This is a genomic window from Sphingopyxis indica (assembly GCF_900188185.1).
In the GTDB taxonomy this organism is placed as follows: domain Bacteria; phylum Pseudomonadota; class Alphaproteobacteria; order Sphingomonadales; family Sphingomonadaceae; genus Sphingopyxis; species Sphingopyxis indica.
In genome coordinates this window covers 1-20,340 of the sequence record NZ_FZPA01000007.1, presented here as the reverse complement: position 1 = coordinate 20,340, position 20,340 = coordinate 1, and the positions used below count along the sequence as shown (strand labels likewise).

Below are 20,340 nucleotides of genomic sequence, written 5' to 3'. Positions count from 1 at the left end.
CAGCCACTCGCGATTAGCAGATCATCAGCGGACACTGTTGTAACGGTGGGTTCCTTCGACCCAGGCTGGCGGGGGTTTTTCGGCGATGACATAATCCCGGACGGCCTGCCCTATCTCGCATGTCAGTCGGCCGATGCCGGCGGTGGTCCAGATTTGATCGATGAGGCCATGCTCGGAATGAACCCAGTCGATAATCGTGAGGCGCCTGTCTTCCGCGACTTCCTTGCGCTGGAAGGATGGAGATATGCGCGCGGCGTTGGCGGTCGCGATGGTCAGAATCGATCCTTTGACGGGGTTCTTCGCGTCAAGTTTGTTGGCCGCAATTAGAGCGGTGCCCATGACTGGCAGGAGCGTCATGACTCCGCTGCCGAGCGCCACGCAATCGTCGGAACCGTCGCGCACGCCGGCTTCCCGGATCACTTTGGGCCAAAGGCCAGAGATGTCGGCGAACTCGCCCTCTGCGATGGCGGCACGTGCGAGGCAACCAGTTCGGGAAACGTGGCGCATAAGCGAGACGGCGATCGCGGCACATCGATCGAGCCCAGGTTCATGAAAATCTGCGACGATGATGAAGCCGTCGCCGAACTGGTGAGCGAAGAAGCGGTCCCCATCGCCACGATAGACTTGGTTCCCGATGCGATAGATGCCTTCCATAAGCGCGGTCAGGCCGAGAACTGCCTTGTTTTCACGGCCCCAAAGCGTGCTGAAACCTTCAATATCGATCCAGATTGACCAGCGTTTGCCTTCCTCGATTGAATGAGATGGGGCGTCCGCAGCTGTCGCGTCTGTCATCTGCGGTCTCCTGCCGAACTCCCTGACGGTATTACACTCCGAGAAGTGTTCATGAATTTCCGTGTCCACACGGGCGAGGAAACGATGGACATGAAAGCAGACACGCTCCCGCGTCTTGCTTTCGAGACTGACCGCCCTACGTTGGCCGTCGATTGAGGTTCAGACCTAACAGCGGCGATTACTAGACGCCATCAATCGACTAGGAATCTTGCATTCTCGCTAAACAAAATATCGAAACGAGGTTTCGTCAGGATCCATCTCTCCGTATTCGTTAAGAATTCCGCCGACGCGTCGGGCGAATGACAGTGTTACCGGCCATTTCCCGCGGATATCTGCCGTGTTCCAGTTCATTCGCGTCAGATTGAATATGTCGGTCGCCGCTGCCAGTGGATCCTCGGGACCGATTGAACGCACCTCAAATGGTTGAGGAATGTGGGGGCCGGGGTAAGTTTCGATCTCTGGAATATAGCCAGATGTGTAGACGAAGGTTCGCGCCCCGTTCACCGTGCAGATCGTGCCCACTTTGGGTGGGTACATTCCGAAGCGCACGAGACGGAATGCACTTGGCACCATCGTCACGAGGCTGACGATAGGAATGTCTCCAAGAGCGGCGCGGAAGCCTCTGATCTCCGCTTGGTCGAACTGACTAGTCTTGTGGATCACCAATCGCAGCGGAGAGCGACCTGTACGCGCCCCGTATTCCGCGATGATACGCATGCCGAGATCATAAGCCTGATCCTCGGAAAGATGTACGTTCAACCGCTGATCTGCCTCGGCTGGCACGCCCGTACCCCGGATTGCGAAACCCTCGCCTTCGCTAGAGAAGGCCTGGGCCAAACTTGATTGCACGATGTGGCGCTGCTTCGTGCGATAGTGGTGGAAGCTTATCCCGACGAAGCAGGTCTCCGGTCCTGGTGGACTCAATCGCCAAGGGACACCACCTGCCTTATAATAAAGGCCAACCGAGAAGTTCCAGGCGCGGGTGGCGGGATCCTCGCTCTTGGGACCATCCTCAAGCAGCCGCGGTGTGACGATCTGGATCGGCAGCCGCGCGGCCAAGGCTCTGGCCTTGAGTGCATGTCGCAGATCGCGTTTGAGAAAATCGTCCTCGCTTTCCTCGACTTCATCAAGAAGATCGAAGAAATCGGTCTGCCGACTGGCACGTGCTTTCCGGATCGCCTTCGCCCGCTCTCGCTCAGCTTCCGTATTTTGGCGCTCTACCGTTCTGCACTTATCGAGAACACTCTGCGGTAGACAGACCAACACAACATCGGGACGGTTTACGTCTCGCCCAGCGAGGCGCTGGAGAGCCACATCGTAGAGATCTATGATATTCTGAAAGCGTACGAATGCATCGGTAACTGACAGCGCTAGCTCGATCGGATCGCTGTTTGCCTCGGTCAGCGCAATGGAAAGGTGTGCCGAATAGATAAGCTTCTTGCGGTAGACCTCCGAAAAGCCAGGAAACGGCCGTCGCAATGATGTAGCTGGGCCGAATGACGGAATTCCAGCATCGCAACGGGTCAGCCATTTCTGCGCGCTATCGACCATGTCCGCAGGACCAATAACACCGACATGGATCGCATCCTTCCGAGCAGCCCCAAATCGAAGATCGAAAGGTCCTGCGCTGTCGAGCCCTGATTTAGGGTCGGATGTCGATGCTGCCCCACCGAATTGCAGAGGAGGCGGGCGCAGTTCGAACAGTGACAGGTCAGTCATCGTCGATCACCCGCTCGGAAAAGCTCGGCAATTCGGACCCCCGCAAATCGTCCAACTCGACCATGTCGGCCAACTCCGAGAGCTCCCTGTCAAGTTCGTCGAGTTCATCCAAGTCGCCTTGGGCAATCGCAAGTTCTTCGAAGACGTTGGAGTTCAAGGAGCCGCCGGGAAGCTGGTTACTCATGACGATATTAGGGGCGAACCGGGATAACCCATCACTCACATCTGGCTGGAGCGAGAATAGCCCCTCCATCTGTTCCGCCAACATGGCTTGCCAGAAAGTAAGGTCGTTGTGGACATTTGAATTGAAGTCTTTCGCCGCCCTCCGCGTCGAGAGGCTGTTTATTAGCTCATTGCCGATCAGCCGGCCGAATCCGTTCCGCGTGAAAGCGTAGCCCGGCGAAAGAATGACGCACCACTCAGCCCCATAAGGCGCGACGGAGATCGAAAGTGCTTTGTGCTCGTAATAGGAGACCTCGCCTGAATCCCGCTTGGTTCGCACCTTGACCACCGTTCTCGTGGCCCGCTTGTAGCGCGCCTTATAGGTGATCCGACGTTCCTGCTCGTCCTCAAAACGCGGGAAATGTGCGCGCTTCCGCTTGAAGTCGATCTGCATCCCAAGCGCCCGGCAATGTCCGAGTACGGCGTCGACGAGGAGCTTGATTAGGATATTTTCCCCGTTGGGAAGATCGATGAGTTCTTCAGGCGTGACAGTCTCGACGTCCCCCGGATCGAACGGTGTCACCAACGCGTCGGTGATCCCTTCCAGATCGTAAAGCGTGTAAAAGCGGCCATCCTGCACGTGTCCGGGCGGCACCGGGAGATCGCCAGCGGAGCGAAACAGCCCCCCCGTATAGGTCGCGGTCGTCCCAGCATGCCAGATTCGATTGGGCATCGTACGGATGGGTAGAAGGTTTGTAGTGAAGCGTGTGACCTGCGATTCATCCGCGATGGCGGTATTAGTGATGTCATCCACGGCTTCCGGCCGTGCCCGGATCTCGACGGTGAACGCCTTGTTCCCATCCTCAGGTCCGAAATCCACGTCGCCATTATTGTTGATGGTCTCCTTCCACATGTCCGACAGACCGGAACCCGTATGGTCCATCTGGCCGCCACCATAGAAGAGATCGGAGATGACCGGATTCCGGTAGCCTTTGATGCTGCGCCGGCCGGCCTTGATGAGCGCCTGAAGTTCTTGGTCGTAAATTTGCGCTGCGACAGTATCGACAAGACCACCTGGGCTCCGGGTAACGATCCGCTCGGGAGTCACCACAATCTCCACCGGATCGGTGCAAGCATAGTCCCGATGCACCAGAGCGTTCACGATCATCTCCTTGAGCGCCAATGGGCTGTAGGAGCGAACCTGCCGCGACACCTCCTGTTTTAAGCGAAACTGCCGATTGACGCGCGATAGCAGTTCAGTGAGTTGGTCGAGTTGCGACCACAGATTGCCGCTGATCTCCACTTCGACGAGAGAGCCTTCCTCGTCAGCTTCGTGCAGTAGATCGATGTCCTCGCCCAGGCATTGACGCAGCCAGGTCGCGGGCCCGACCGCGCGGAATCGTACGAATGCACCGGGTACCAGTGGGGTCGGATCATTGGAGAACAATAACCAACCCGCCACCGTCGGAACGGTCGCATCGTCTTTGGCGACGAGCAAGTTAAAGGTGGTTGCGATCCGGAGCGTCCAGTCTTCCTCATAGGAGTCCGGTGCCCAGTTGTTGAGAACAGCGGCATACTCACGGAGGCGAGTGAACAGCAGGACGCGATCGATGCCATCGAGAAGCCCGCCGCTAATCGGAGTCATGTCGAGCGGCAGCTCAGGCGTTCTATAGCCGTGGCTGCGGCGGGTCGGTTGCGCCCCCTCGGCCACCAATCGATTGTATAATTCGATCTCGAAAAGATCGTCGAAACCCGAAATTGGCACCTTGGTGAAATTACCGCCGACGGCCGACGCAAGCTCCGAGACCATTGGTGGCATCGTCGCATCGACCTCTCGGTCTAGCACGCACCAGTAAATCCCGTGATAGAACTTGTTAGTATAATCGATATTGTCGAGGAAGAGGCCACGCATAACCGAAGGTTCGGCACCACGATAGCCCACAACGATAATTGGGTGGTCGCGAAGCAGCGGGCGCACTCGCTCGACGATCTCACTGTCCATGTCTTGGACATCGATAGCCAGATTTTTGTCAGTTAGATGCTCAACCGAGCCGTGCAGATAAACGAGTTGCGGATTTTGCGGTGCGGAAGAGAAGCGAACCATATCTGAAGGTGTCTTGATCGCCACCAGATGGTGAGGCCGTGTTACCAGCACTCGAGCCTTCTGAATACATTCGTCAAAGTTGGTCGTGAGGACAGTCGATATCCAGCCTTGATGCAAGATGTTAGCAAGGCCACGGTAGCCGCGATTGGGATGCACGGGCGGATGGATCATGTCCTCGAAGAAGACGCGCCGGTCGTTCGCAACGTTCAGCAGGTTTTTGACCGCGTCGGGATATAGCTCCGCCAGGAGGACGTCTGCTGAAAACCAGGGCTGCCCGGTCAGCCAAGGCCAATAGTCCGCGCGTCGGACGCTTGGATCATTAGGCAGCCGATCATTGTCCAGGCACCACCGCCATTTGGCAATCCTCTCCACAGCTTCGCCTGCAGCCGGGATTCCCGACGAGATGGACGCGCCCGCTCCCAGCAAAAGAATAGGCTCAGGCTGTCCTAGCAGCAGCGATCGCAGCCGGCCCGGCACAGCACGTTGAATCTCTGTCGAGATGAATTCGGAAGCCTGACTACTGCTTGCCAAGCGAACTCCCCAGGCAATGGATAACGAACAAATAACGAACAGCACTCTGCGCGATTTGCTTCGCGAAAGAAACCCCCGGGGCAGTTTATCCAGATTCTCGAAGACGCGTCGCCTTGGATATGGCTCCGCGCGGCATCTGCAGCGCACCGCCGGTGACCTCGCGAGAATGATGGGCTTCAGGCTTCAGTCTCGGCATTCCGATCTACGAGAATGAGGGCGCGTCAACGTCATGGCTTCCGGCCGCCGGGAATGTCCGCTTACCCCAATTCCATTCTCATAACCTGACCAACCGGATCGTCCAACTTAGCTGCCTCGACCTTAGGCGCATGTCCGATTCTCTCTGGCAGAAGCTCACCGCAACTTAGCTTCTCTTATCGAGCCGGCGTCCTGGCGTAGGGTCATCTCTTGTTGCCGCTACGTGCCTTGATGTCATACTGTCCGATACTCCGAAAACTACTCCCTGAGTACCAGGACAAGTGGCGGCGGCTTTCTACAAGTGCCTCAAAATCCTTTGAAGTGCGCAGGGGCAATGACAGGCCGCGATCGACTTATTGCATAAACCACCCATGGCTGACGACGATCGATTGCCCGGTCAGCGCATTTGTGGGGAACCCGGCGAGAAACACCGCCGTGCGGGCGACATCGTCGACCGTCGTGAATTCCCCGTCGACGGTCTCCTTCAACATCACCTTCTTGATGACGTCTTCTTCGCTGATCCCGAGTTCCTGCGCCTGCTCGGGTATCTGCTTTTCGACCAGGGGCGTGCGAACGAAGCCGGGGCAGATCACATTGGCGCGCACACCATGGGCCGCGCCTTCCTTGGCGACGACCTTGGCGAGGCCGATCAGCCCATGCTTGGCGGTAACATAGGGCGCCTTGAGCACCGAGGCTTCCTTCGAGTGGACCGAGCCCATGTAGATCACGCTGCCGCCGCCTTGCGCGTACATGTGTTTGAGGCATGCCCGGGTCGTCAGGAACGCCCCGTCGAGGTGGATCGCCAGCAGGCGCTTCCAGTCCGCGAACTTGAACTCGTCGAGCGGCGCCACGATCTGGATGCCGGCGTTGGACACGAGGATGTCGATGCGGCCGAAACGCTCGACGACTTTGGCGATCCCCGCCTCGACTTGATCCTCGTTGGCAACATCCATTTCGACCGCCATTGCGGCCTCACCGCTCGAATCGAGCGCTTCGGCTGCCGCCTGTGCTTTGGCAAGCTGCAGGTCGGCGATCGCCACCTTCGCGCCGTTGCGAACGAATTCGAGGGCGATATCGTTGCCGATCCCGCTTGCCGCACCGGTAATGACGGCGACCTTGTCTGATAGCATCATGATGTTGCCTTCCTGCTGGGTTTTTTGCGTGGGGGAGTTCGAGCGACCGCAGCTTGCGCATCCGCCTGCGCCAGTCCCTGCAGGATGGCATCGGCCCCCGAATGGGACTTGCCCGTCGACGATGTGCCTGCGGCCGCTTCCGCATCCTTTATCTGTTCGAGCGCCGCGCTGGCCTTGGGCGTCGCCGTGACGCCCGCCTTGCTCGTCTGCGCGAGCGTCCGCTTCACCAGGGCATAACCTTCGTCTTGAAGGTAGCGGATCGATTCATCGGAAAAATCATAGTCCCTCGAGGACGCCTCGCCGGGTCTGCGCGGACGCTGGAACCGGGTGATTTCATTGGCAAAGCCATCGCCCATCAACTGGATGTAGCGCGGATGGCGCATGATCTTGGCGCGATCGACCGGACTTATTCCCGACACGATGACATTGATCATGCTGCGATAGGCATCCATCATCTCGCGCGTGCGCAGGTCGCTGCGAACGCGTTCCGAGTAGAGCACCTCATCGCGGCGTGCGAGCACTTCGATCATGTTGCCGGGAAGCGGCGCCTCCCCCTCGAACAGGTCGACGATGTAGACCTGCTTTCCATCCGGGCCGCAGCGATCGAGCACCAGGTCAAGCGGCGAATTGCTGACGATGCCGCCGTCCCAATAGGGTGTGCCGTTGACCATCGTCCAGGAGAAGCCGGGAGGCAGGCTGCCGCTCGCCAGAATGTGATCGGGGGTAAGATCATCGACATAGCTGTCGAAGACTTCCATCTGCGCTGTCGTCACGTTGACCGCGCCCACCAGCAGCCGCACGGGACTGTTTTTCAGGCTCGGGAAATCGACATAGTCGGCGATCAGCTTGCGCATCGGCGAGGTGTCATAATAGCCCGTCCAGGGCGTCAGGAGATCGAACGGCGGCATCCAGCGCGGCTTGAAGAATTTGGGCACGCCGAAGGTAAGGATCTGACCGGCAACGGCTGCGCGGCGCATCTCTTCAAATGGTAGTGGCGGCGCTACCACCGTTAGATCATTCCAGAAGGCGTGGAGCGCTTTGGAAGCATGGCGCGGATTGCCTGCCACGATTGCGCCGTTCAACGCGCCGATCGACACTCCCGCGACGATATCGGGATAGACGTTCTCTTCTTCGAGCGCTCGGATGACACCGCATTCAAAGGCACCGAGCGCGCCGCCGCCCTGAAGGATCAAGACGTTCTGCATCGGAATCTTGTCGAGTAGATAGGCGGGGTCGCCAAGCCGCTCTTTATAGTGCTCGATGTTCACGCGATACCGGATCAGTCCTTCCGCGACCCGGATTTCGCCTGGTGGCCGCCCCATCGAGAAAATCGCGCGCGGAACTTCGTCGCGGAGATAGAATAGCGTGTACGACCCGTCTTCCAGCTTGCCGCGACTGACCCATTCCGATGCACCTTCCGGAATTCCCAGCATGTCGAAGCCGAGTTCGCCCATCTCGCAAAAGAAATAGGACACCTCGTCGTATCGGCGGCGTTGCCCGAGCATGTTGCGGGCGGCGAGGCGGCCCTGCCGAACGGCGTTATCCCAATGCTCGATATGACGTCGGCACCTGAACACGGGATCGTAAAAGCGCGTGACGTCGCCCGCCGCGAAGACATCCGGCACATTCGACCGCAGCCTGTCGTCGACCGCAACGAAGCCGTCATCGAGCACTATCCCGCTGTCATCAAGAAAGTGCGTGGCTGGCTCGACACCGATGCTGACCAGCACGATGTCGCACGCCAGCTCTATGCCCGCGACCGTGCGCACGCCGGTCACATGATCGTCGCCGAGCACTTCGCTCACCGTGTCGCCGAGCAGGACGGTGGCGCCCTTGCTTTCGGCGTGGCGCTGGAAAAAGGCGGAGATCGGTTCGGACTCGACATGCGGCAGCACACGCTCACCGACATCGAGCATTGTCACCTCAAGCCCGAGTTCAAGGAGCGAGAGCGCGATTTCCATGCCAAGGAAACTGGTCCCCAGGATGACGGCTTTGCGGCCGGGCTTTGCCATTTCACGCACGGCATCGCATTCGGACTTGCGGCGCAGATAGCAGACGCCCGCCTTATCGGCGCCCGGCACCCCAAGGCGGCGCGGGGAGGCTCCGGTGGCGATAAGCAGCTTGCCATATTCGATTTCGCTGCCGTCGCTCGTCCGAACTGTCTTCGCGGAAGGATCGACTCCCACGACATCCATGCCGAGGATGAGCTTGATGTTGTGCTGGCGGTAGTAGTCGACTGGGTGGACGAGAATATCGACATCGCTCGACGTGCCGACGAGATATTGCTTGGAAAGCCGCGGCCGGTGATAGGGTGGAAATTCCTCCGCCGAGAGAATGCCGATCGTGCCGACCGCGCCCTCGCGCCGCAAGGTTTCCGCAGCAGTGGCGCTCGCCAGTCCGCCGCCGAGCAGCAGGAAGTCGAAAGCCTCACGCGCCATGAGACTGCGCTCCGCCGGGGACATCACTACGCATTGGCCATTGGCGCGCGCATCTGCTGCGTGGACGGCCGTTCCATGGGTTCCCGCTCATGCCTGCTGCTGATCATCCAGATAATCGTAAACGACCTCGCCCAGGCCAAGCGTGAGATCGGCGATGAAGTGCGTTGCCGAGATCACTTCGCGCACCGGCAGCCGCGCGACGTCGGCAAGCGCGTGCGGATATAGGTCGAGCGCGGCAGGACCGCTCCATGCGCCCTTGAGGTCGATGTCCTCGAGGTAATAGCGTACCAGCTCGCAGATGCGCGGCGTGCAATCGACGTGAGGCACGATCTTGAGCATGAAATTGGGCTGGCGCATGGCCGCAAGCACCGGCTCGTGGTCCAGGATGACATGCTTGTAGCCCATCGAACCGAGCGCGCAGAGCGCGCTACCATAGTGGAGCTTGCCGACGATCACGTCCGATTCGTGCGCGATCGAAGGCCTGGCCAGTTTTTTGGGAAAGCCCCAGATCTCGCGGCCGCCGGCGATTGGCGCGTCGTCATCCAGATACATGGAATGGACAAAGCCGCCCGCGACGCCGTTGAAGCGCACGGGAATGACCTGGCCGGTTTCGGTGTAATCGCCAAAGCCCGTCGAATCGGGCATCCTGATGAATTCGTAATTCACGACTGGTTCGACGATTTCGAGGGGTTCGGGGACTACTTCGCGCAGCGCATCGAGATCGGTGCGGTATTTGATCACGATATATTCGCGATTGTAGAAGCGGTATGGCGGTCGCGGATAGGCAGGGTTGCAGACCGGCATCGCGAATGCGCGTTCCTTAACCTCATCGATGTTCATTAGGCGATGCTCCTGTGACTCGTCCCTGCGACAATCCCATTATGGCGCGCACGCGAGACAATAGGTCGATACCGCGCGGCAAGTCAACCGAACCGTTCGGTTGACTTGCCGCGCTGCTCTGCTTAGTAGGCCAGAATCACCTCCAATTAGGAGTGCATTCGCTCATGGCTGCAGATGATCGCGATCGCCCGGACGAGCGCGGCGAGCAAGTGACCGCCGAGGTCAAGCGTGGGCGGGAGCGGCTATCGCTTTCCTATAGCGCGCGAAAGCACAAGGCTGCGCGGCCCACGTCGTCCGCGATCCCAGACCGGAAGAAATGATCGCTCGACTTGCTAGGTGAAATGCGATGGCTGTGAGCCGCGCCTTTTGGCGTAGTGTTCGTCTCGGCCCTCGAGACCTGTCCTGGATGGCCCCAGGCTCGATCCTGTGAGCCATAAGACCCTTTTCGTCCGTGGCGGTCAGTGGACTCGTCCGTGACTGCGAGTGATCAGATTAGCGGGGAATTCGCGATGCTCGCGCGCTCGATTGAGTAAGGTCAGCGCTGATTTTCTCCAGCGTGTACGATACGTAGCGTTTTTGCGCCTACCGTACTAGCGCCACCCCTATCCGCAGACGCGTGGTGCTCTTGTTGTAATCCAGCAGGTTTTCGCCGTAGCCAACGAAGCTCTGTGCGAAGAGATAGAAATCGGGGCCGCCCCCCAGGAGCCGGTTCATCGGGTAAGACAAATCGGCGCCCAGCGACCCTTTGCCGCTCCAGAAATTGAATCGTGACGATGTGGTGAGCCGAAGCCCATTGTCTCTGCCGATCTGAACAACCAATCCTGTATTGCCGCGATACCGGCGTATATCAGGATTGTCGGAGCGGTCTCCGACATAAAGCCACAAGCGGGGCGCAACGATTAGTCTCGCATCCCCGCCCAATGAGAATGCGCCCATCGGAGAGACGTAAATTCCGTTCACGCTGCGCGAGTCCGGTCCAGCCTTGCCATTCGACTCGTGGCGAATGCCAACCTGGCCACTGACCGTCGCCTTTTGCGAGGCTGTCATTGCTGGCGAGAGATAGAAAAGCTCAGGCTGGTAGTCGATATTGCGGAACGGTGAGGATTCCGCCTCCAGATCCCAGAACATGCGTTGGGTGTAAGCGAAGTAGAGGCCATCGGCCAAGGACGATGCGCCCTCCTGGCGCGCATGGCTCCCAAAGAGCTGATATTTGAAGCTAAGCTGGATGCGTGCATCGGTATTCGTACCCGGACCGTAAACAGCGTAGATGGGCTCATATGCTGAGAGATTGCTGAGGAACGCATTACCTATCCTGCGGTCTGTCGGTGGCGGCGTCGGCGGTATGGGCGTTGGCGCAACGGAAGTCGCTGTCGCCATGTCTTCGGCAATGCCTTTAATGTTAGCCCTATGGGATGGGTTGCGGGTGTTGGTGACGATGGCAACGTATTGATTGCTCCAGGCGGGAACCGAAAGAATCGCGGTGTCGGCGATTTGTGGCAGATCTACGCAGTATCGGGCTGAAGCGAAGCCGCGCGCAGCAATCGAAATCGAAGCCGGCGTCTGCGCGGCGCGGTCGAGCCAGACTCTGCGATTGTCATCGCGCATCACCAATTGAGCGGAAATGCGTTGGGGCAAATCGACGTTCTGCGTCTGATCGCCTGCATTGAGTATTCTGATCTCCACAATCGCGGTTCCGTCAACCAACCGGTCTCCGACACGCACGACGACGACCTCGAGAGGATTCTGGGCGTTTGCTGGAGCCGAGATGAGTGCCAGCGCGGCGAAACCAGCATAATACATTTTCTTTGCGTCCACGTCCGGCATCCCCAGTTTTTGCGATTGGTCAGTGGCAAACCAAACGGCCAACGACGACGCCTAAGATAACCGAACGGTTCGGTCAAACCCGCAGGATGGTTTAAGGCAAAATGGAAATTCAGCCTCTGTCCTCTCGGACCAAGAGTTCCGAAAAAGGGAATGCCCGTAAAGTGGGTTGCAGCAGACATTGTAGCTCAACCGAACGGTTCGGTTGACTCGCCTTCCTGGAGAGCTTATGGCGCCTTCTGTCAGAACAAAGGCGAACGCAATCATGGAACAAGATGCAGTGAAAAGAACCGAAGCGGGCTTTGAGCGAGAGGCTGACGCGAACTTTGAGAGGATGCACAAATTTGTCGACATGGCGATGCAAACGGGTCGCTCGTCACTGAATGCTGCCGGCGAAAAAAGTATTCAAGCCAGCAAGCTCGCCGTCGAAACGACCACCAAAACCCTCGCGTTTTCCCAGGCAGCCGCCGCCGAAACTGCAGAACACCTGATGCGAATGACGAAAACGCACGACCTCAAGGAAGCGACGCAGCTTCAGTCGGAATTCATTCGAGCGCGGCTCAACGCGTTCCAAGACTACCTCAAAGACATCAGTTCTGCGGCCGAAGCCATGCTTGGTGGCGCCGAACCGAAATAATCGGAATGTGTGGATGCATGCACCCTTCGAGTCGCAAACACTGGAGCGTGCCAGCTTAGACGCCGTCAGAGATACAAGCATGATAAAAGCGGCGCGGAGAGGATGCCAAAATGGAGCTGCGAGCTGGTCAGGCTCCGTGCCTGGCCGAACACCCCCCTGATCTTATCATATATGCAGTGCGCTGGTGGTGCTCCGCGCGGTGCGAGAAGTTGGCTGTCCTTCCGCGACTAGTCCAAGTTTTGGCACCCTATTGCGGCGAAATGCTTGCGCCTGTTTTCGATGCATTGTTTTCCAGCTTTGAAGCCTGTCTTGGAAGGTCGATCCTTGAGGGGCGAAGACATTACTTGTCTTCTGACGAGCATGAATTGCTCGGGTTGATTGACAGTCCCAACTTGGCGATCGAGCGCTTTTCGAACTCGGGGACGGTCGAAATATTTTACACAGCCCTAGTTTCAGCGCGCGCCATGTGTGAGTTGGATCCTGCACACTGCCGTTCGTTTCGACTCGCCAACGGGAGCTTTGAGGCTCATAATCGAGTCATGTCTACGGCACATGACAGCGGCAATGTGCAAGCTTAGTCGATGGTCAGAAGCCCGACAAAAGCGGCGATGGAAACCAGCACGAGGAAACCGTTCACGGAAATGAAGAGCCATGCGGGCAGGCGCCGCATCGCCGGACGAGGCCGAATGTCTGGCAACAGCTCTCTCCATACCGCGGTGACGAAGCAAAATCCGCCGAATAGAACGATCAGGCAACCGGTCGAGACGATCAACCAGTCTGCGACTACACCATCGAGCAGGGCGCGTGCGCCGATCCCGGACGCAAGTGCGGCAAGGCCTGTACGCATCCAAGCCGCGTAAGTCCGCTCGGCCGCGAGCACTGTTCTATCAGCGGCCAGTTCTGTACGGTGATCGGCGCTATCAACCTGTTCAACCGCGCTCGCTTTCATCACTCGCGCGCTATGCTCAAGTTTTGTGTGCGTCGTCTCAGCGCGGTGTTGGGCGGAATCAGTCATGCCGTCACAACGAAAAATCAGGCTTCGTGTTTCCCGATGGAAGGTTACCGAGCACAGTTGTTTTCGCACGTTCCAATAGGGCAGAGTCCCGATTCATAAGCCGCTTTGCCGCTGATAGGATCGCAGAAATATATCGACGGCCAGTGCGGCGTCCGCATCAATCTCATTCAAACTCACCGAGGAAGTTAGCGCGAAAGCGGCGCGACGGTAGCATCGCGAGTGGCAAAGCGCGGCGAGCACTTCTGCCGCCTCGAGGGGATCGGCCTCCCGGAGGAGGCCTTTGGTCATGCCCGCCTTCAGCGCTTCGGCCAAAGCACTGTGGAGGCGTGCGGGCGCCTTCGAGTAAAAGAAGCAGCCGACGTCGGGGAAGCGCACGGCCTCTGCTGTCACCACGCGGCGTAACGCCAAGGCGTCGGGCGAAACGATGAGTTGGATCAGCCTCCGGCAGAACCTGAGCAAGCTAGGTTGGAGATCGTCTGCTAGGTCAAGATCCACGATGAGTTCGCGTCGGAATTTCGCGGCTTCATGCTCGATCACAGCCTTGAAGAGAGCTTCCTTGGAAGGAAAATAACGCCACAGCGTCCCTTTCGAGCCGCCCAGGTTTTCAGCGATTAGCGACATCGACGTCGCCGAATAACCCGAGGCCAGAAATTGCTTTCGGGCGATGTCGATTATGGCCTGGCGCCTTTTTATGTGACGCAAGTCTCTGCGATTTCGCGCGTGTCCCGCTACCGCGATTTCATCGTGTCCTTTTGATAGTACCATGGTTTACGAACTATGGACTGCGAGCCAGCGCTTCGCCAGTGCGAACAGTTCTTGTCTCGGCCAACGCAGAAATCGGTCTCGGTCGAATGTCGGCCTCGCGAGACCGAGCGGTACAACGGATGCCCACAGTGCATTGCTATGCGGCTCGCTTTAGGCGCGGCTTCACCGTTTCGTTGAGTGTGAGCGACGGGCGGACTCGCTTCGAGCAGTGGATTGCGATTGCGCGCTCGTCACATCGATCTCCGGCTGAACCGACATGCCGACACGCAAGCTGGAGGCTAAAGGCTGGTCGGGAGTTAAACGGATTCTCACAGGCAGACGCTGCACGATCTTGGTAAAATTACCCGTGGCGTTGTGCGGCGGGACCGGTGAATAACTCACCCCACTCGCCGGTCCCAAGCTTTCGACCGTGCCGTTCAATACTTCTCCAGGAAAGGCATCGACCCTGATTTTCACCGTCTGCCCGACGCGCACACGCGCCAACTGCGTTTCCCGAAAGTTGGCAGCGATGTAGACGTCCTGCAGCGGAATGATTGCCAGAAGAGGTTTTCCTGCATTGACGAATGCTCCCACGCGGATCGCTTTCTGACCGACCGTCCCACCGATAGGCGCAACGATCTTTGTGTAAGAAAGCTGCAGTTCAGCAGTCGACTTTGCGGCTTGTGCCTGAGCCAGTCCTGCTCGGGCACGTTGGAGATCTGCTTCAAGAAGGCTCACTTGCTGCCGCGCGGCCAACAGCCCGGCCTGGCTCCTATCCCGGCTTGCCTCCTTGATGCTTAGCTCCGCTTCAGCTTGCTGTTTTGCTTGCTGCGTACCGGAACCATCTGCCGCCAAGTTACGATAACGCTCGGCGTTGGCCCTAGCTAGAGTGAGCGCCGCATTGTCAGCCGCCAACGCCGCCTGTGCTTGGCGAATAACGCTTTGCTGCAACCCCAAGCTCGATTCCAGTTTATCAATATCCGCCTGCGCAGCGGCCACTCTTGCTCTGGCAGCCTCCAGGGCAACAACAAAATCACGATCATCAATCATCGCCAGCAAATCACCCGCTTCGACCCGCTGATTGTCGTCAACCAATACCTCGGCTACGACTCCCGATATTTGCGGTGCGACGACCGTAAAGTCTGCCTGAACATAGGCATCGTTCGTGGATTGAGTTGATGAACTGGATTCCGGACGATTGAGTAACAGGAACACGCCGATAGCTGCTACAACCAGCAGAAAAGCGACGGCGATTTTGATTGGCTTTCGCGCCATTTTTGTCTCACCCTTGCGAAGACGAAGATTGATCCGCAGTCCCCTTAAGGTCGGGTGCGGGAATGTAATTTGTTAAAAAGACAACGGGTGCTAGCAGGAACGCCAGAATGCCCAGCGCGCGGTACGTATCGGCGGTTGCGAGTACCAATGCTTGGGAACCTATGATTCCCATAAGTGACGAGGGATCAGGTTGCTGGGGTAGCGAATTGCCCACAAGAGCGGCGTGATCTAACAGCATTTCCGAATGGAAACGGCCTCGCACCGTTACGAACTGCTGGATAAGAGCACTGCCGATCAAGGTGCCGAACACACGCAGTGCGTTCACCATGCCGGATACTGAGGGTCCTTCCGAGGGATGTACCACGCTTGTCAGCAAGAACAGAATCGAAACGACGACCATGGGCTGTCCAACAGCCTGCAACGTCTGCGGGAGGACAAACTGTTTCCAATTCCAGTCCGAAGTTAGATAGGAACCGCTGAAACAAGCCAGCGCGATCGTTAACAACCCCAAAGCAAAGACCACACGTGCGTCCACCCACTTCTGATACAAAAGCAGGGCAACGACGGAGCCCAAGACCAATTGCGGTAGAGCAACGATAAGGCCTACGGGTGCACTCTGGAGCGGGCGATAATCTTGGATCGAGCCCAGATAGAGCGCCGGAAGCAACGCGCCGGACAGCAATACGACCAAGATACACGTAAAAAGCGGAAACCCGACACCGAGATTACGGCGACCAAGTAAATGCAATCTAACGAAAGGTGTGGGGTGAAACCACTCCATCAATAGATAGATCACCAGAAACCCTATACCAAAGACGAGCAACTGAGTGATTAAGGATGAATTGAACCAGTCGAGGCGCACACCTTGGGTGAGTACAATGGCGATGAGAATAAGCCCCGGAATACCGAATACCATTCCCCACCAGTTTCCGTCCTGAAACCGCCCCAGTTGGATGGGTTCGCGCGGCAGCCCCTGGGCGATAAGGAGCCCTGCCAAAGTCGCGGCCGGGATAAATTGCCAATATATCCAGCGCCAATCTGACAGCGCATCCGACCATTGCCCCGCAAGCCAAATCGAGAGGTTTGGCGCAAACGTGGCGGTTAGCGCATAAAGCGCCAAACCGTGGAGACGAATAGACGGCGGCAAAAATTTTAGCGCCGCCATCATCAAGACGGGAATCAGCCCGCCTGCAGCGACACCTTGAAAGAACCTGAGGGCCACCAGAAGATTCAAGTTATGAACAAAGGGCAGCATTGCCGCCAATAAAGCTGCAGTCCCTAACAGCCATAGTTGGAACCGCCGTACAGAAAGCGTGATCGCAAACCATGCTGCGAATGGCATGACGACAAGTTCACCCGCAGCATAAGCGGTATCGATCCAAGAGCCGTCATCAAGACTTATACCAAGCACGCCGCGTACATCAGCCAGAGCGAGCGCGCCCACTCGATTGTTGAGTCCTGAAATCATCGCAGCCAGAAGAATTCCGACGAGCGCCCCAACCGCGCGCGGAGAAGGTTTCGCCGCAGAGGGTGCAGGCGGCGCTGCGGAAGCGGGGCTGGCCGCAATGCTGCTCATGGCCTTTCCCCCGCAATCTCTTCTTGCGCCGAAAGATGTGTGTCATCAGCACTCGTAGATAAGAGTGCCAATTCTCCAGGGGCCCAGCCTCCGCCCAATGACTTGTAAAGATTGACAAGTGCGAGAGCGACGTTGGTTGAACTCGAATTGAGGCGTGTCTGGCTGGTGAGAACGTTGCGTTGTGCGATCAGCACCGTCAAATAGTCCGCCGAACCTTCCTCGTAACCTCGTTCAGCCGCGCGCAGAGCTTGGCGGCTCTGATCATATGCGATGAGCAGGTCAGCGTGCTGACGTTGCTGCGAAACCCATGCATCCAAGGCGTTGTCGACTTCATGCCAAGCGCTAAGCACAGTCTGTCTGTAAGAGATGGCCGCCGTCTTCTGACGCGCCTCGGTCAATGCTAGGCGCTGAGTCAGTCGTCCCCCCTGAAATATTGGTAGATAAACAGTAGGGCCGACGGAAAATGCGCGAGAGTCCCAGTCAATCAAATCGGACGCTTCGAAGGACTCCGTCCCCAACGCTCCGGTCAGGCTTATGCGAGGATAGAAGTCCGCTTTCGCCACACCGATCGCGGCCGTCGCCGCATGCAATTGCGCTTCCGCACGCTGAATATCAGGCCTCCGACGCGCAAGTTCCGAAGGCAGCCCGACAGGAACGGCTTCGGGAAGCGACGGCAGAGGCAAGGCTTCTTGAAGCGCCGTATCGAGCGTACGAGGCGCTTCACCCAACAACAACGCCAATGTGTTCATCAATGCATTGCGACGTTGAAGCAGTTCAGGAAGCATTGCGTCTATGATCGCGACCTGGCTCCGAGCGGTTGCGACGTCAAAGCGAGTAGCCACTCCGTTGCGCTGTCGACTTTCCGTGAGGGCCTGTACTCTGGTGGCTATCTCTTGATTGCTCTCCGCAATACCGATCTGCGCCTGTGTCTGACGGAGCAATAGATATGCGCGTGCGATTTCGGCGGTCAGTGATACACGGACCGCTTCTCGCTCAAACGTCGCGGCTTCCAAAGATGCCGCTGCGCTTTCATTGGCCCGCCGCGCTCTTCCCCATAGATCGAGCTCCCAACTCGCATTGAAACCAAGCTGCCAATAATTACTCGAATCTGTCGGAGCCCCCAATGCTGCGAGTCTTCCATTCTCACTTAATGCCTGCCGAGAATAAGTGCCGCCCGCACCGATAGCCGGCCATAGTTGAGAGCTGACGATTCCTAACTGGGCCTGGGCTTCTTGAATCCGCATCGAAGCCATCTGCAGAGTAAGGCTGGAAGTCTGCGCCTGGGCTTCCAGTTCCGCGAGTACCGGATCGTCGAAAAGCAGCCACCAATTCGATGGAACGTCGGCCTCTTTGATCTGAGTCCCGTCGGGATAGCTGACCCTGGGAATCAACGTTGCCTGTTCGAGCCCACTGGTCGGTCGAACAAAATCTGGGCCTACGGTGCAACCAGAGAGCAAGGCCGCAAATAGCAGCAAGCCAGAAGCGCATAGTTGCCGGTGATTGTACGAATTCGTGATCCGCCCGTTCATTTCTCTACCGCTACCCTCAACGCAATTCACACATGCTTGTGGCTGACTTGTTGACCCGGATGATCGCAACGTCCCCACCGCGCAAGCGGAAAGGGTACGGGGCGTTACCGCTTGTCTTGACAAATAAGGTAACGTACCGTACCTGTCAAGGGGCGTCCTAACAAACTGAAGATACGAGGAATGGTCGACGGAGAAATGATGGCGGCTGGGTTGATGGAGGGCAAACGCGGCTTAGTGATGGGAGTAGCCAACGAGAGTTCAATCGCGTGGGCCGCTGCCCAAGCGTTGCATGCTCATGGTGCCGAAATGGCCTTCACCTACCAGAGCAATGTTTTCCAGAGTCGTGTTGCACCGTTGGCAGAACGCGTCGCAGCCCCGCTTGTGCTGCCGGCTAACGTACAAGACGCAAGCAGCTTGGATGCACTATTTGAGGCTATAGAGAAGAAATGGGGGCACCTCGATTTTCTGCTACATGCAATCGCCCATTCTGACCGAACTGAATTGCAGGGCCGCTATCTCAACACCAGCCGAAACAACTTTCTGAATACCATGGAAATTTCCTGCTTTTCGTTCACTGATTTGGCGAAGCGGGCGCGTCCCCTGATGAGGCCTGGAGCATCCTTGCTCACCTTGACATATCTTGGTTCAGAGCGAGTAATTCCAAATTACAATGTCATGGGTGTGGCCAAAGCCGCCCTTGAAGCAAGCATGCGCTATCTCGCCTTCGACCTCGGTTCTGAGGGAATTCGCGTAAACGCTCTTTCTCCAGGTCCAATGAGGACATTGGCTGCCTCTGGCATCCGCAACGTTCGAAAAGTTCATACGGAAGCTGCGAGTAACGCACCGCTCCGCCGCAATGCCACATTAGACGAAGTCGGCAGCGCGGCTCTCTTCGTGCTATCTGATCTCAGCGCCGGCATAACCGGTGAGGTCATCTATGTGGATGGCGGCTATCACATCATGGGAATGGCCGCCGAAGAAAATCTATGACGAGACGCCGGAACGTGCCGGACACTTATTTCACTCCACAGGCTAGGCAAGGTTCGTTGGACTAGATTGGTATGGCACCTTACCTTACCGAATTCCTTGGGTAGACAGACTGCATAACAATGAAGAGACCATCATCAGAGGAACGTCGGGCCACCATCTTAAGGGCTGCCGCAGAAGCCTTCTTTGAGCATGGTTATGAAGCGACGAGTATCGATACCATTATTGAGCGCATAGGTGGATCAAAGCGCAGCATCTACAATGAATTTGGGAACAAGGAAGGGCTGTTCACTGCGCTAGTATCGGAGAGCGCAGACGAGGCGCTTACCGCATTGGCGGTTGAAGAAATGGTTGGTCGGAATATCGAGGATACACTTCTGGAATTTGGCCGGCGTCTGTTATCTATCTATATGTCCAAAAATTTGGTCGGCGTATATCGTGCGATTGTTACCGCAGCTTCTCGCTTTCCCGACCTGGCAAGTGCCTTTTACCAAAAAGGCCCTGAACGCTCGGCAACTCGCCTTGCAGAAGTCTTGGAAGAAGCTCGCTCTCGAGGCGAGATCGATATCGATGATTGCCAAATAGCGGCCAACCATTTTGTAGGCATGCTGCGGAGCAACCTCCACCTTCAGGTGGTGCTTGGCCTGCGTGAACCGCCCTGCAAGAAAGAGGCGGAAACCATCGTCCAGTCGGCGGTTGACATACTGCTTGATGGTGTCCGTCTAAGAGTCTGATTCAAAATTATCCTTCATAATTTCATAGCCTTGCGATGCGGCGAGTGAAGAGTTGTATCGAGGCGACGAAGAGCCATGCGGTTGCCGATGCGATGGTCTGTTCGAAGT

Annotated in this window: 15 protein-coding genes; 3 read left to right on the top strand and 12 right to left on the bottom strand. The window is 57.4% G+C overall.

All coding sequences use genetic code 11. The features are described 5' to 3' along the window. Positions 1-24: 24 nt before the first annotated feature. From CHB69_RS10485 to CHB69_RS10455, 7 genes are all read right to left on the bottom strand, one after another. On the bottom strand, positions 25-792 hold the full coding sequence (locus CHB69_RS10485) for a hypothetical protein (RefSeq protein WP_141133963.1): 768 nt from the start codon (positions 790-792) through the stop codon (positions 25-27). Positions 793-1,011: 219 nt separating this feature from the next. Beyond that, a complete protein-coding gene (locus CHB69_RS10480) occupies positions 1,012-2,511 on the bottom strand; it encodes an argonaute/piwi family protein (RefSeq protein WP_089215968.1) in 1,500 nt (499 codons plus the stop codon). Continuing rightward, positions 2,504-5,308, bottom strand: coding sequence for an SIR2 family protein (locus tag CHB69_RS10475; RefSeq protein WP_245836708.1), 2,805 nt, complete (start codon positions 5,306-5,308; stop codon positions 2,504-2,506). Before CHB69_RS10475 ends, CHB69_RS10480 begins: the two co-directional genes overlap by 8 nt. A gap of 548 nt (positions 5,309-5,856) precedes the next feature. After that, the gene (locus CHB69_RS10470) at positions 5,857-6,636 is read right to left on the bottom strand and encodes a 3-hydroxybutyrate dehydrogenase (RefSeq protein ID WP_089215967.1); all 780 of its coding nucleotides are present in this window, start codon (positions 6,634-6,636) and stop codon (positions 5,857-5,859) included. Beyond that, complete coding sequence (locus CHB69_RS10465) at positions 6,633-9,074, bottom strand: FAD-dependent oxidoreductase (RefSeq protein WP_089215966.1); 2,442 nt, start codon at positions 9,072-9,074, stop codon at positions 6,633-6,635. Before CHB69_RS10465 ends, CHB69_RS10470 begins: the two co-directional genes overlap by 4 nt. 87 nt (positions 9,075-9,161) lie before the next feature. Then, complete coding sequence (locus CHB69_RS10460) at positions 9,162-9,914, bottom strand: acetoacetate decarboxylase (RefSeq protein ID WP_089215965.1); 753 nt, start codon at positions 9,912-9,914, stop codon at positions 9,162-9,164. Between the two features lie 582 nt (positions 9,915-10,496). Beyond that, on the bottom strand, positions 10,497-11,780 hold the full coding sequence (locus CHB69_RS10455; protein WP_342746771.1) for a phospholipase A: 1,284 nt from the start codon (positions 11,778-11,780) through the stop codon (positions 10,497-10,499). A gap of 220 nt (positions 11,781-12,000) precedes the next feature. Between CHB69_RS10455 and CHB69_RS10450 the strand changes: the two genes are divergently transcribed. Then, complete coding sequence (locus CHB69_RS10450; RefSeq protein WP_021316569.1) at positions 12,001-12,372, top strand: phasin family protein; 372 nt, start codon at positions 12,001-12,003, stop codon at positions 12,370-12,372. A gap of 574 nt (positions 12,373-12,946) precedes the next feature. On the opposite strand, the gene CHB69_RS10445 is transcribed toward CHB69_RS10450, so the two are convergent. The 5 genes from CHB69_RS10445 to CHB69_RS10425 form a co-directional block, all read right to left on the bottom strand. Then, on the bottom strand, positions 12,947-13,387 hold the full coding sequence (locus tag CHB69_RS10445; RefSeq protein ID WP_212541916.1) for a YidH family protein: 441 nt from the start codon (positions 13,385-13,387) through the stop codon (positions 12,947-12,949). Between the two features lie 93 nt (positions 13,388-13,480). Beyond that, positions 13,481-14,089, bottom strand: a complete 609-nt coding sequence (locus CHB69_RS10440; RefSeq protein WP_170935514.1) for a TetR/AcrR family transcriptional regulator — start codon at positions 14,087-14,089, stop codon at positions 13,481-13,483. Positions 14,090-14,314: 225 nt separating this feature from the next. Further along, complete coding sequence (locus CHB69_RS10435) at positions 14,315-15,406, bottom strand: HlyD family secretion protein (RefSeq protein ID WP_089215963.1); 1,092 nt, start codon at positions 15,404-15,406, stop codon at positions 14,315-14,317. A gap of 7 nt (positions 15,407-15,413) precedes the next feature. Continuing rightward, positions 15,414-16,982 (bottom strand): MFS transporter, encoded by a 1,569-nt coding sequence (locus tag CHB69_RS10430; protein WP_089215962.1) that lies wholly within the window; start codon positions 16,980-16,982, stop codon positions 15,414-15,416. Further along, entirely contained in the window at positions 16,979-18,511 is a 1,533-nt protein-coding gene (locus CHB69_RS10425) for an efflux transporter outer membrane subunit (protein ID WP_089215961.1), read from the bottom strand. Before CHB69_RS10425 ends, CHB69_RS10430 begins: the two co-directional genes overlap by 4 nt. A gap of 180 nt (positions 18,512-18,691) precedes the next feature. On the opposite strand from CHB69_RS10425, the gene CHB69_RS10420 reads away from it, so the two are divergent. Next, positions 18,692-19,501, top strand: a complete 810-nt coding sequence (locus tag CHB69_RS10420) for an enoyl-ACP reductase FabI (RefSeq protein WP_245836704.1) — start codon at positions 18,692-18,694, stop codon at positions 19,499-19,501. A 119-nt stretch (positions 19,502-19,620) separates the two neighbouring features. Continuing rightward, entirely contained in the window at positions 19,621-20,232 is a 612-nt protein-coding gene (locus tag CHB69_RS10415; protein WP_089215960.1) for a TetR/AcrR family transcriptional regulator, read from the top strand. The last annotated feature ends 108 nt before the right edge of the window (positions 20,233-20,340 follow it).

Coding starts and splice junctions, on each gene's coding strand:
- CHB69_RS10430 (WP_089215962.1), bottom strand. CDS start 16,982: ATGAGCAGCATTGCGGCCAGCCCCGCTTCCGCAGCGCCGCCTGCACCC.
- CHB69_RS10435 (WP_089215963.1), bottom strand. CDS start 15,406: ATGGCGCGAAAGCCAATCAAAATCGCCGTCGCTTTTCTGCTGGTTGTA.
- CHB69_RS10425 (WP_089215961.1), bottom strand. CDS start 18,511: ATGAACGGGCGGATCACGAATTCGTACAATCACCGGCAACTATGCGCT.
- CHB69_RS10465 (WP_089215966.1), bottom strand. CDS start 9,074: ATGGCGCGTGAGGCTTTCGACTTCCTGCTGCTCGGCGGCGGACTGGCG.
- CHB69_RS10460 (WP_089215965.1), bottom strand. CDS start 9,914: ATGAACATCGATGAGGTTAAGGAACGCGCATTCGCGATGCCGGTCTGC.
- CHB69_RS10485 (WP_141133963.1), bottom strand. CDS start 792: ATGACAGACGCGACAGCTGCGGACGCCCCATCTCATTCAATCGAGGAA.
- CHB69_RS10445 (WP_212541916.1), bottom strand. CDS start 13,387: ATGACTGATTCCGCCCAACACCGCGCTGAGACGACGCACACAAAACTT.
- CHB69_RS10415 (WP_089215960.1), top strand. CDS start 19,621: ATGAAGAGACCATCATCAGAGGAACGTCGGGCCACCATCTTAAGGGCT.
- CHB69_RS10470 (WP_089215967.1), bottom strand. CDS start 6,636: ATGATGCTATCAGACAAGGTCGCCGTCATTACCGGTGCGGCAAGCGGG.
- CHB69_RS10480 (WP_089215968.1), bottom strand. CDS start 2,511: ATGACTGACCTGTCACTGTTCGAACTGCGCCCGCCTCCTCTGCAATTC.
- CHB69_RS10420 (WP_245836704.1), top strand. CDS start 18,692: ATGGTCGACGGAGAAATGATGGCGGCTGGGTTGATGGAGGGCAAACGC.
- CHB69_RS10450 (WP_021316569.1), top strand. CDS start 12,001: ATGGAACAAGATGCAGTGAAAAGAACCGAAGCGGGCTTTGAGCGAGAG.